Origin of the sequence: Allobosea sp. (genome assembly GCF_030694325.1) — a bacterium.
GTDB lineage: Bacteria > Pseudomonadota > Alphaproteobacteria > Rhizobiales > Beijerinckiaceae > Allobosea.
This window is the reverse complement of sequence record NZ_JAUXYO010000044.1, coordinates 1-10,598: the sequence shown is the minus strand read 5'-3', so window position 1 is coordinate 10,598 and position 10,598 is coordinate 1. Positions and strand designations below refer to the sequence as shown.

At 68.4% G+C, this 10,598-nt stretch carries 12 protein-coding genes; 5 read left to right on the top strand and 7 right to left on the bottom strand.

What is annotated here, in order from left to right:
* From Q8M82_RS02230 to Q8M82_RS02220, 3 genes are all read right to left on the bottom strand, one after another.
* A partial coding sequence (locus Q8M82_RS02230) for a TRAP transporter large permease (RefSeq protein WP_305689750.1) occupies nucleotides 1-1,193 on the bottom strand: 1,193 nt, incomplete at its 3' end.
* Nucleotides 1,190-1,765 (bottom strand): TRAP transporter small permease, encoded by a 576-nt coding sequence (locus Q8M82_RS02225; protein WP_305689749.1) that lies wholly within the window; start codon nucleotides 1,763-1,765, stop codon nucleotides 1,190-1,192. The genes Q8M82_RS02230 and Q8M82_RS02225, both read right to left, overlap by 4 nt.
* A 19-nt stretch (nucleotides 1,766-1,784) precedes the next feature.
* Nucleotides 1,785-2,759 carry a sialic acid TRAP transporter substrate-binding protein SiaP gene (locus Q8M82_RS02220; protein ID WP_305689751.1) on the bottom strand — a complete coding sequence of 325 codons (975 nt, stop codon included), beginning with the start codon at nucleotides 2,757-2,759 and terminating at the stop codon, nucleotides 1,785-1,787.
* 249 nt (nucleotides 2,760-3,008) lie between these two features.
* On the opposite strand from Q8M82_RS02220, the gene Q8M82_RS02215 reads away from it, so the two are divergent.
* Nucleotides 3,009-3,806, top strand: coding sequence for an HpcH/HpaI aldolase family protein (locus Q8M82_RS02215; protein WP_305689748.1), 798 nt, complete (start codon nucleotides 3,009-3,011; stop codon nucleotides 3,804-3,806).
* 22 nt (nucleotides 3,807-3,828) lie between these two features.
* Here Q8M82_RS02215 and Q8M82_RS02210 read toward each other — a convergent pair whose 3' ends face one another.
* Nucleotides 3,829-4,068, bottom strand: a complete 240-nt coding sequence (locus Q8M82_RS02210; RefSeq protein ID WP_305689747.1) for a hypothetical protein — start codon at nucleotides 4,066-4,068, stop codon at nucleotides 3,829-3,831.
* A gap of 182 nt (nucleotides 4,069-4,250) precedes the next feature.
* Here Q8M82_RS02210 and minC point away from each other — a divergent pair, with 182 nt between their 5' ends.
* The 3 genes from minC to minE are packed head-to-tail and all read left to right on the top strand — an operon-like array spanning nucleotide 4,251 to nucleotide 6,093.
* Nucleotides 4,251-4,985 carry a septum site-determining protein MinC gene (gene minC, locus Q8M82_RS02205; RefSeq protein WP_305689746.1) on the top strand — a complete coding sequence of 245 codons (735 nt, stop codon included), beginning with the start codon at nucleotides 4,251-4,253 and terminating at the stop codon, nucleotides 4,983-4,985.
* A gap of 32 nt (nucleotides 4,986-5,017) precedes the next feature.
* On the top strand, nucleotides 5,018-5,833 hold the full coding sequence (gene minD / locus Q8M82_RS02200) for a septum site-determining protein MinD (RefSeq protein WP_305689745.1): 816 nt from the start codon (nucleotides 5,018-5,020) through the stop codon (nucleotides 5,831-5,833).
* Nucleotides 5,830-6,093 (top strand): cell division topological specificity factor MinE, encoded by a 264-nt coding sequence (minE, locus tag Q8M82_RS02195; RefSeq protein ID WP_305689744.1) that lies wholly within the window; start codon nucleotides 5,830-5,832, stop codon nucleotides 6,091-6,093. The genes minD and minE overlap by 4 nt, the downstream gene beginning before the upstream one ends.
* Before the next feature lie 33 nt (nucleotides 6,094-6,126).
* Here minE and Q8M82_RS02190 read toward each other — a convergent pair whose 3' ends face one another.
* The 3 genes from Q8M82_RS02190 to Q8M82_RS02180 are packed head-to-tail and all read right to left on the bottom strand — an operon-like array spanning nucleotide 6,127 to nucleotide 9,102.
* Entirely contained in the window at nucleotides 6,127-7,362 is a 1,236-nt protein-coding gene (locus tag Q8M82_RS02190; protein WP_305689743.1) for an MFS transporter, read from the bottom strand.
* Nucleotides 7,362-8,750 carry an FAD-dependent oxidoreductase gene (locus tag Q8M82_RS02185; protein WP_305689742.1) on the bottom strand — a complete coding sequence of 463 codons (1,389 nt, stop codon included), beginning with the start codon at nucleotides 8,748-8,750 and terminating at the stop codon, nucleotides 7,362-7,364. Before Q8M82_RS02185 ends, Q8M82_RS02190 begins: the two co-directional genes overlap by 1 nt.
* A 34-nt stretch (nucleotides 8,751-8,784) precedes the next feature.
* Entirely contained in the window at nucleotides 8,785-9,102 is a 318-nt protein-coding gene (locus tag Q8M82_RS02180) for an ArsR/SmtB family transcription factor (protein WP_305689741.1), read from the bottom strand.
* A gap of 229 nt (nucleotides 9,103-9,331) precedes the next feature.
* On the opposite strand from Q8M82_RS02180, the gene Q8M82_RS02175 reads away from it, so the two are divergent.
* Nucleotides 9,332-10,598 (top strand): hypothetical protein (locus Q8M82_RS02175; RefSeq protein ID WP_305689740.1); only part of this gene is annotated, 1,267 nt, incomplete at its 3' end.

Below are 10,598 nucleotides of genomic sequence, written 5' to 3'. Positions count from 1 at the left end.
TGCACCGGGTCGATGCCGAGCTTGAGCACGATCGGCAGCAAGATCGGCGTCAGGATGGTGATCGCTGCGGTGGGCTCGAGAAAGCAGCCGACGAACAGCATCAGCGCATTCGCCAGAAGCAGGAACATCGCCGGGTCCGAGGTGAAGGCGAGCACCCAGCCGGCGATCATCTCCGTGGTGCGCGAAACCGCCAGAACCCAGCCGAAGACCGAAGCCGCCGAGACGATGAAGAGCACGGTGGCGGTCAGCTCGACGGTCTCCATCGAGGCCTTGATCACCATCGCGCCGCTCAGCGTGCGGTACCAGACGGTGCCGAGGAAGATCGCCCAGACGCAAGCCGCGATGGCCCCTTCGGTCGCCGTGAACAGGCCCGACGTCATGCCGCCAATCAGCAGGACGGGCGTCATCAGCGGCAGCACCGCGGCGAAGCGAAAAACCCTGTCCGCGGCCAGCAGCAGGGCGAAGCCGGCAATGACCGCGATGCGCGGCGAGACACCGGCCCCGACGGCGAGCCAGATCGCCAGCGGAAAGCCCGCGACGATCACCAGTTCACCGAACACGCCGAGAATGCGCGGCCAGTGGAACGGCACGTCGCCGCCCCATTTGTTGCGGTGGGCGTAGAGGCTGACCGTCGCCATCATCAGCAGGGCCATGACGATGCCGGGAACGATGCCGGCGAGGAAGAGCTTCCCGATCGAGACATTCGCCATCATGCCGTAGACGACGAAGGGGAGCGAAGGCGGGATGATCGGCCCGAGCGTCGCCGAGGCCGCCGTGATGCCGACGGCGAATTCGACATCGTAGCCATGCTCGCGCATCGCCTTGATCTCGATGGTGCCGAGGCCGGCGGCGTCCGCGACCGCCGTGCCCGACATGCCCGAGAAGATCACCGAGCCGACGACGTTGACGTGGCCGAGCCCGCCCCGCATCCAGCCGACGAGGCCGAGCGCGAAATTGTAGATCCGGTTGGTGATGCCGGCCGAGTTCATCAGGTTGCCGGCTAGGATGAAGAAGGGCACCGCCAGCAGCGGGAATGAATCCAGCCCCGCGAACATCCGGTGGATGATGACGAAATCCGGCGCGATGCCGGTCGCGAGAATGTAGATCAACGACGAGCCCGCCATCGCGATGGCGACGGGAATCCCTGAGCCCATCAGGGCGAGGAAGAGCAGCTTGAAGGACAGCGCGCTCATGAAGACGCGCCCGCCGTCTCCGGGCGTTCCAGCACGCTGTAGCCGTTCGTCCAGTTGCGCCGCGCGACCTGGATCGCCCGCAGCGTCATCGCCGCGAAGCTCAGCATGACCACACCATAGACCCAGCCGATCGCGATAGGCGCGACCGACATGGGCTGGCCGCCGATGCGGGAGATCAGCTGCCAGGTCAACCAGACGGCGTAGCCGAAGAAGGCGATCCGCCCGAGATCGACCAGCGTCGAGAGCGGCCGCGTGATCCAGCGCGGCAGCCAGTGGTAGAAGAAGTCGACATGGATATGGCTGTTCTTGCGCACCGAGCCGACGATGCCGATGAACACCGTGCAGACCAGCAGGTAGCGCGCGATCTCCTCGGTCCAGGCGGCCGAGTCGTTGAGCGCGTAGCGTGTGAAGAACTGGTGGAAGACGGTTGCCCCCAGCACGCAGAAGACGCCGAAGCCGAGCCACTCCTCGATCGCATAGACCGAGAGGTCGATCGTCTCGTCCTCGACCTGGAATTCGCCCTTCTCGTTGAGGACGGCGGGCTGATCGTCGAGGCGGGCAGGCGTGGTCATGGCTGAGTCCGCGAATGGCTTACTTCAGCGCCACCAGCGCGTCGAAATCGGCCTGGACGAAGCCGAAATCCGCCGGCTTCGAACTCGCCAGCACGGCCTTCTGGAAGGCGGCCTTATCGACAGTATGGATCGTGCTGGTGCCGGCCTTGACGATCTCCTGGCGCAGCTTGTCGTCTTCGTCGCGGATCAGGGTGGAGGCGTGCAGGCTGCCCTCCTGCATCGCCTGGACGAAGATCGCCTTGTCGGCCTCGGAGAGCTTCTTCCAGGTGCCGCCGCCGATCACCGTGTTCAGCACGTCGATGACGTGGCCGGTGAGCATGATGTGCTTCTGGACCTCGTGGAATTTCTTCGACCAGATCGTGTTGAAGGCGTTCTCCTGCGCGTCGACGACGCCGCTCTGCAGGGCCGTGTAGACCTCGGCCAGCGCGATCGGCGTCGGGTTGGCCGAGAGCGCCTTGGGGAAGGCCATGTAGGCAGCGGCGTCGGGCACCCGGATCTTGAGGCCCTTCATGTCGGCGGGCGTCAGGATCGGCCGGCTGGAGGTGACGTGCCGCTCGGCGGCATAGGTCAGCGCGACGATGCGGTTGCCGGTCGCCTTCTCGTAGCCATCGGCGAGGCGCTTGTAGAGGTCGCTCTTCGCATAGGCTTGGACATGGTCGAAATCGCGGAAGGCGAAGGGGAAATAGGTCACGCCGAGCGGCTTGGAGACCTGCGCCTGGAAGCTCGCCGCGCTGATGATGATGTCGACCGTGCCGAGCGAGAGGCCCTGGTTGAGATCCGATTCCTTGCCGAGCGTGGCGGAGGGATAGAGCTGTATCTTGTAGCGCCCGCCGGTGCGCTGCTCGATCAGTTCGGCCGCCTTGACCGCGCCCTTGTGATGCGGCTCGGCTGGCTCGTAGACATAGGCCCATTTCAGCGTTGTCTGCGCCTGCGCCGGAAGACCGACAATCGAGAGCGCCGCCGCGGCGAACGCCGCCAGCAGGCTGCGGGGCATCGAGGCCTTCGTGGTCACCGTCATTCCCGTCTCTCCCCCTGCTGCAGGCTCGCGTCGGCGCCCGGTCCGGCCGCTCGCGTCCGGTGATCGGCACAGCAAACGACATGCCAGCTGAAAGTCGCCATTCCCGACAGATAGCGCCTCAAATGCATGCGGAAGACAAGCGCGATTGTTCGCAATCTGTGCACATTGTGCACGCAAGATGCGTGTGGTAGCCGGTCGCTGGGCGACGATCGGAGACAAGCTGCCATGCGAACCACCTTGCGCCGGATGTTGGCCGAGGGCCGCACGCCGATCGGGCTCGCGGCCTGCGTCGTCCGCACGGTCGAGATCGTCACGGTCACGCGCAGCTGCGGCTTCGATTTCCTGCTGGTCGACATGGAGCATGGGCCGATCGCGATCGGCGACGCCGCCTCGATGAGCGTCACTTCCTTCGAGGCGGGCCTGCCCTGCCTGGTTCGCGTCGGCGGACCCTATGCCCCAGACCTGGCGCGGGTGCTCGATTGCGGCGCCGAGGGCGTGGTGGTGCCGCATGTCGAGACCGCGGAAGAAGCGCGTCTGATCGTCGAGAAATGCCGGTTCCAGCCGCTCGGCAAACGCTCTCTTCCGAGCCCGCTGGCGCGGCTGGGCTTCCAGGTGCCCCCGGCCGCCGAGATGGTCGGGCGGATCGAGGCGGACACCTTCATCGTGGCCATGGTCGAGAGCGCCGGCGGCGTCGCTGAGGCTGCTGCCATCGCGGCCGTCCCCGGTATCGATGCCGTCATCATCGGCGCCAACGATCTCGCCGCCGACATGGGGCATCTGGGAGCGGTCGACCATCCCGAGGTTCTGGCGGCTTTTGCTTCGGTCGCTGCGGCGACGCTCGCGCAGGGCAAGATCTTCGGCGTCATCGGCGTCGGCGCGGCGCTGCTGCAGTCGCATGCGCTCGATCTCGGCGCCCGGCTGATCGTCGCCACCAACGACATCAACCTCTTGATCGACCAGGGAACCGCGGTCGCGCAGATGCTGCGCGCGCGCACCGGGCCGGCCACTCCCGCTGCGGGGTGAACGCTGCTGGCCTGCGCCCGCGCTAGCCGGCCGCGGGGGCGAGCCGGCAGGTGGAGCGGGTGAAGACCTCGATCTGCGACAGGGCGGCATCGAGCGTCGCGAAGGGGCCGTGCTTCATCGCGCGCATGCTTTCGGCGACCCGCTCGCCCGGAATGATTCGGTATTCGTCCGGTGCCGTCAGCTCGACGCGCCCCATATGACGTCCGAGCAGGTCGATCAGGGCCCAGCTCGTCGGGCCGCTGGGCGTTACGATGATGTCCATGGTCGGCTCCGCAGGCCCATCGCCCGCCGGCAGGATCGCACGTTTCCGGGCGCGATGCCTCCTGCTTCGGAGCGCGCTGCGGCGTGGTTGCCACAGCCAGGGGGAATGGGCTCCGGAGGCGCATCATTTACCAGCCGTTAACCATTGGCTGAATACACCGAAGACACCGAAAATTTACCAAGATGACCGCCGTGTTAACCAAACCCAGGCCCATCCGCCTCAAGGGGCGCTCCTATCTTGCCTTGACGCTGACCCCCGAGCTGCCGCTCGAGGACTGGCTGATCCGGCTCGACGAACTGGCCGCGCTCTCGGCCGGGTTCTTCCTGCGACGGCCCGTCGTGCTCGACATCGAGGGGCTCGAGCTGGACCGGGCGGAGCTGCGCGACCTCGTCGGCAAGCTCTCCGGCCGCGGCGTCCGGATCATGGGCATCGAGGGGGCGAGAGCCTCCATGCTGGGCTCGGACCTGCCGCCGGCCATGTCCGGCGGGCGCTCCACCGCCGATGTCGAGCCGCCGGCCGCTGAGCCGCTGCCGGAGCCGGTGGCGCTGGAAAGCGTCGTGCATTCCGATCCGACGCCGGGCAAGCCGACACCCTCGATCATCGTCACCCAGCCGGTGCGCTCCGGCCAGTCGCTGTTCTTCCCGGAGGGGGACGTCACCATCGTCGGTTCGGTCGCCTCGGGCGCCGAGATCGTCGCGGGCGGCTCGATCCATGTCTACGGGACGCTGCGGGGCCGGGCGCTCGCGGGCACCATGGGCAATGCGTCGGCGCGCATCTTCTGCAGCCGGCTCGAGGCCGAGCTGCTGGCAATCGACGGTTTCTACAAGACCGCCGAGGACATGGAGCCGGAACTGCGCGGCAAGGCCGTGCAGATCTGGCTCGAAGGCGAAACATTCAAGGTCGGGTCGATCGCCTGACCGGGCGACATCGGGACAATCGGGAGAGGTCTATGGGCAAGGTCATCGTGGTCACCTCGGGCAAGGGAGGCGTCGGCAAGACGACCTCGTCCGCCGCGCTGGGGGCAGCGCTCGCCAAGGGTGGCGAGAAGGTCGTGGTGGTGGATTTCGACGTCGGGCTGCGCAATCTCGACCTCGTCATGGGGGCCGAGCGGCGGGTCGTCTATGACCTCGTCAACGTCATCCAGGGCGAGGCGAAGCTGACCCAGGCGCTGATCCGCGACAAGCGCGTCGAGACGCTCTATCTGCTGCCGGCCTCGCAGACCCGCGACAAGGACAACCTGACCGCCGAGGGCGTGGAGAAGGTCATCGGCGCGCTCAAGAGCGTCTTCGACTGGGTGATCTGCGACAGCCCGGCCGGCATCGAGCGCGGCGCGACGCTGGCCATGCGCCATGCCGACATCGCCATCGTCGTGACCAATCCGGAGGTCTCCTCGGTGCGCGATTCCGACCGCATCATCGGCCTGCTCGATTCCAAGACGCTGCGCGCCGAGCAGGGCGAGCATATGGAGAAGCACCTGCTGCTCACCCGCTACGACCCCGTCCGGGCCGAGCGCGGCGACATGCTCAAGGTCGACGACGTGCTGGAGATCCTCTCCATCCCGTTGCTCGGCATCATCCCCGAGAGCATGGACGTGCTGCGGGCCTCCAATCTCGGCTCGCCGGTGACGCTGGCGGATGACCGCAGCGCCCCCTCGATCGCCTATTTCGAGGCCGCCCGCCGGCTCCAGGGCGAGAACCTGCCGGTCATGGTTCCGGGCGAGAAGCGCGGCTTCTTCGGCAAGATCTTCGGAAGGAAGGCGGCATGAACCTGCGTCGTTTCTTCTCGCGCGTGCAGTCGGCGCCGGCCGCCCGCGAGCGCCTCAAGGTCCTGCTGGCGCATGAGCGCGCCGCGGTCGGCGATTCCGATCTCGTCGCCAAGCTGCGGGACGAAATCCTGCGGGCGATCTCCAAGCACATGCAGATCGATTCCGAGAAGGTCAGCGTCACGATGGAGCGCGGCGCCCAGGTCTCGACGCTCGTCGTCGACATCGAGATCCCCTTCGACGTCGCCCGCAAGGCGGCCTGAGAACTCCAGCACGCTGATCGGCCTCGCGGCCGGTCAGCCCGCCTGCCGCAGCCGTCCGGCCAGCCGCGCCAGCAGGAACAGAGCGAGGGCCGCCGCCCCCGACAGCACGATCAGCAGGATCGTGCTCGGCAGCAGCCCCGCCCGCTCGACCATCACCGCGAAGGCGACCGGCGCGGCCGCGCGGATCGCCAGCCCCGGTGCCGAGAGCTTGCCCAGCATCGCGCCATAGCCGGCGGGGCCGAACAGCCGCAGCGGCACCGTGCCCCGCACGATCGAGCTTAGCCCCATGCTGACGCCATAGGCAATGGCGAAGAGACCGGCGAGCGTCGCCGTGGTGCCGCTGACCAGCAGCAGCGCGAAGCCGATCGGCATCAGCGTCGCCGAGACCCAGGCCGTCGTCGTGGGCTCGAGGTCCTTCCCGAACAGCATTTCGACCAGCCGTCCGGTCACCTGCGAGGGGCCGACCATCGCGCCGATCCCGACGGCGAGCGCCGCGCTGAGCCCCAGGCCCTGCAGCATCGTCAGCATATGCACTGACATCGCCGACATCACGAAACCCTGCAGGGAGAACGCCAGTGCCAGCAGCAGGAAGGCGCGCGTCCGATCCCGGCCGAGGAGATAGACGTGGCCATCGCCTTCCGGCTTCGCTGCCGTGACCGCAGCCGCCTTGCCGCCACGGGCCGGCAGCAGCAGCGCATGCAGCGGCAGGCACAGGACGAGATAGCCGAGCGCATAGAGCTGATAGATGCTGCGCCAGTCGTAATGCGCGAGCAGGGCCGTGGTCAGCGGCCAGAACAGGGTCGAAGCGAAGCCGCCGATCAGGGTGAGCTTGCTGATCGCGCGCCGCGCGCCGGCCCCCTCCGCCTGGGTCAGGGCGGTGAAGGCGGCGTCGTAGAGCACGAGCGTCGCCACCGCCTCCACCGCGATCATGGCGGCGTAGAAGCTGACCGGATCGCGCGCCTGCGACAGGCCGTAGAGTGCGGCCGCGGCCAGCACGCTGCCGAGGCTCATCATCGCCCGTGTGCCGAAGCGGTCGATCAGCTGGCCGGAAAACGGCGCCGCCAGTCCGCCCGCGAGCAGGCCGGCGGCGAAGGCGCCATAGGTCCATTCCGGCGCCCAGCCGAAGCTCTTGGTCATCTCGGGGGCGAGCACGGCGAAGGTGTAGTAGAGCGTGCCATAGCCGGCGACCTGGGTGGCGCCGAGCGCCACGATCAGGCCGAGATGGCCGCGCGCGGCAGAGCCCGCAGGCGGAGCAGAAAGCGTCGTCATCAGGCGGTCGCGAGCTCCGGCGTCTTCGTGGTCCCGCTGCAGCCGCAGCCCGCCTCGCCCGCCGCCTTGGCGTCGTGATCCTGCGCGCAGCAGGCGGTGCTGGGCGCAGGCGCCGGCCCGCCGCAGCAGCCCGCTGCCGCCGCCTGGCCGCCGCCCGGCGTGGCGCTGCAGACGCCCGTCTCCGGCAGCACGAGCTCGACCCGCCGTACCGCTTCATGGTCGCCCGCAAGCGCCGCGACGATGGAGCGGACCTGCTCATGGCCGGTGGCGAGCAGGAAGGTCGGGGCCCGGCCGTAAGCCTTCATCCCGGCGATGTAGAAGCCGGGCTCGGGATGGGAGAGCTCGGCTGCGCCATGCGGGCGAACCGTGCCGCAGGAATGCTCATTCGGGTCGATCAGCGGCGCCAGCACCGGCGGGCATTCCAGCGCCGGGTCGAGCCCAACCCGCAATTCCCTGAGCGGGCCGAGGTCGGGCCGGAAGCCGGTGGCGACGATCAGCTCGTCGACCGGGACAGTGCGGCCGTCATCGGCGATCAGCCGCAGCCCGGCCGCATCGCTCTCGATCCGGTCGAGCCGGTAGCCGGTCTCGACGGCCAGGCGACCGCTCTCGACGAGCTGCGCGATGCGCAGGCCGAGCTCTCCGCGCGCGGAGAGCTGGTCGGCGGCCCCTCCGCCATAGGCCTTGGCGACATCGGCGCCGCGATAGAGCCAGGTGACGGCCGCCGGGGAGGGCGCGTCGGGTAGGGCGGCGAGCGCGGTCAGCGTGCCCACAGCGCTATGCCCCCCGCCGAGCACGGCGACCCTGCGGCCGGCATAGCGCGTGCGATCGGTGCCGAGCACATCCGGCATGCCGTAGCTGATGCGTCCGGTGTTCTGCGCCTCGCCGATGGCGGGGAGTCCGCCGGAGCCGGCGGGGTTGGGCGAGAACCAGGTGCCGGAGGCGTCGATCACGGCGTCCGCGAAGAGTGTCGTCTCCTCGCCGCCGGAGCGGCAGCGCAGCGCGAAGGGGGCGTTCTCGCGCCCGGCGGTGCGGACCTTGTCGAAGCCGCGGCGCGAGATGGCCAGGACCTCGGCGCCGAGGCGGATGCGCTCGCGCAGCACGGGAATCTCCGCCAGCGGGGCGAGATAGCGTGCGACGAGATCGCCGCCGGTCGGATAGCTGTCGCCCTCCGGGCGCGCCCAGCCGGCTGCCTTCAGCAGCCGCTCGGCCGCCGCATCGACATTGAAGGCCCAGGGCGAGAACATCGGCACATGCGCCCAGTGCCGGACGGCATGGCCGACCGCCGGACCCTTCTCCAGCACGACCGGATCGAGCCCGCGCTCGAGCGCATGCGCGGCGGCAGCGAGTCCCACCGGTCCCGCACCGATGATGGCGATGGTCTGGCTCATGGCTGTTCCCCCAATCCAACGATCGCCGGCACCGTCAGGCGGCGCTGGCCTCGGACGTCCCGCAGCACTCGTCCCGGCAGCATTCCGCCACGAGGAAGTCGACGAGCCCGCTCATCACCTCGAAATTCGCGCGGCAGACCAGGGTGCGGCCCTGCCGCTCCTGCGTCACCAGCCCGGCCACAATCAGCGCCTTCAGATGGAAGGAAAGCGTCGACTGCGCGATGCCCAGCCGGCTCTGGCAATCCCCGACCGACAACCCGCCATGGCCGGCTCGGACGAGGGCGCGGTAGAGCGAAAGCCGGGTCGGGTTGCCGAGTGCCTCGAGGCGCGACGCTGCGATGATCGTGTCCATGCCGCCACCATGATCGGCAGCTTGACGGTCGTCAATCGATATTTCCGGTTTTATCGAAATAATTCGCTGCGACTCTCGAGGCAGTCACAACCGGGAGATCCGCCGCGCCCTGTCGTGGGCCAGCCGCTCGCGTTCGTCCTCGCTCATCGCGGCGGTGGCGGCGAGGAAGCCGGAGAAGAACGTCGTCGCGAGAATGGAACCCCGCCGACATCCATCCGTTGAACCATGGATGAAGGGTCTCTCCGGTGATGATGTGGCGGCTTCCGATCAACAATCGTCGATCGCATTCACGATGAAGCCGAAAGATCGCTCGCAAACGGCGAGCGGTCCTCGCATATATTACCTTCATCCAGGTCTCGGTGGAACGATTGAGACGTGGCCGGAGCTTGTCGAGCATGTTCGAAAGCTCGAGTTTTCGCACCTCCTTCTTGCTTGGCCTTTCTCGGGGTCGGGCGACCTGTTCTCGACTGGCGCGCTGTCGACGATCCAGGCGGTCGAGACGGCTGCCGTTCTGCAGGGCCTCGCGCACGACTGCGAGCGCCACGGCCTCACCCTCTGGATCGATCTTGTCGTCGACGGAGCGGCTGAGGACAGTGAGCCCGTCAGCCAATTGCCCGGGTGCTGGCGGCGACCGCGCCGCCTCGGCCTCGACCCGCGCACCGATCTGAACCTCAAGCGGCTGGAGGCCGATTTCGACGGGGACGACAGCCGCGAGCGGCTGATTTCGTACTGGCGTCGGCATCTTCAGAGTTGGTGCGACGCCGGTGTCAGAGGGGTTCGCTGCCACCGAGCGGGGGATGTCCCGCTCGCGGTCTGGCAGGCCATCCTGACGCCGGTCCGTGCGGCGTGCGGCGATTTCGAGGCGCTGGCCTGGATGCCCGAGGCGAGCACGGCGGAGCGCATCGCCTACGCATCTGCCTTCGACTACGTATCGGCTTCCTTCGCGGCGTCATCGAGCGTCGCGGAACAGGTCGACAACTACAATGCGCTCGCCGTGACGAGCGCGGTGATCGGCTGTGCCGAGGATCCCTTCGCGCCCCGTCTGCCGGCGGCGTCGCGTGCTCACCCGGAACGGGATCGACGATCGGCACTGGCCCAGGCGGCACTGCTGGCGGATGGCTGGCTGATGCCGATGGGCTTCGAATTCGGCATGGACGGTCCGTTCCGCCACGCGCGGTCGGAGGATTTCGCGGCTGCCCGACGCAGCGGCGACGATCGGCAGGACGCCGTCATCGCCCTCAACCGGGCGGCCGCGGCGCTGCCGCCGCACTCCGGACGCCCGCAGCGTCTTCTCGACACGAGGCCCCCCATCGCGGCGATCCTCAGGGAGGGGGCAGGCCGGGCTCGTTGCCTCGTTCTCCTCAACGGTGATCCCGTCGACCACCTCTCGCTCGATCCCGCGCGGCTCGCGGCGGAGGTCGGGGCCGTTCCGGCGGTCACGCTCGGGACGACGATACCCCCGGCTTCGGGCCTCGTGCTGCGGCTCGACGACGCCG

Excerpts from the sequence above, each read along its gene's own strand:
- Q8M82_RS02225 (WP_305689749.1), bottom strand. The coding sequence starts at position 1,765 with ATGACCACGCCTGCCCGCCTCGACGATCAGCCCGCCGTCCTCAACGAG.
- Q8M82_RS02220 (WP_305689751.1), bottom strand. The coding sequence starts at position 2,759 with ATGCCCCGCAGCCTGCTGGCGGCGTTCGCCGCGGCGGCGCTCTCGATT.
- Q8M82_RS02215 (WP_305689748.1), top strand. The coding sequence starts at position 3,009 with ATGCGAACCACCTTGCGCCGGATGTTGGCCGAGGGCCGCACGCCGATC.
- Q8M82_RS02210 (WP_305689747.1), bottom strand. The coding sequence starts at position 4,068 with ATGGACATCATCGTAACGCCCAGCGGCCCGACGAGCTGGGCCCTGATC.
- minC (WP_305689746.1), top strand. The coding sequence starts at position 4,251 with ATGACCGCCGTGTTAACCAAACCCAGGCCCATCCGCCTCAAGGGGCGC.
- minD (WP_305689745.1), top strand. The coding sequence starts at position 5,018 with ATGGGCAAGGTCATCGTGGTCACCTCGGGCAAGGGAGGCGTCGGCAAG.
- minE (WP_305689744.1), top strand. The coding sequence starts at position 5,830 with ATGAACCTGCGTCGTTTCTTCTCGCGCGTGCAGTCGGCGCCGGCCGCC.
- Q8M82_RS02190 (WP_305689743.1), bottom strand. The coding sequence starts at position 7,362 with ATGACGACGCTTTCTGCTCCGCCTGCGGGCTCTGCCGCGCGCGGCCAT.
- Q8M82_RS02185 (WP_305689742.1), bottom strand. The coding sequence starts at position 8,750 with ATGAGCCAGACCATCGCCATCATCGGTGCGGGACCGGTGGGACTCGCT.
- Q8M82_RS02180 (WP_305689741.1), bottom strand. The coding sequence starts at position 9,102 with ATGGACACGATCATCGCAGCGTCGCGCCTCGAGGCACTCGGCAACCCG.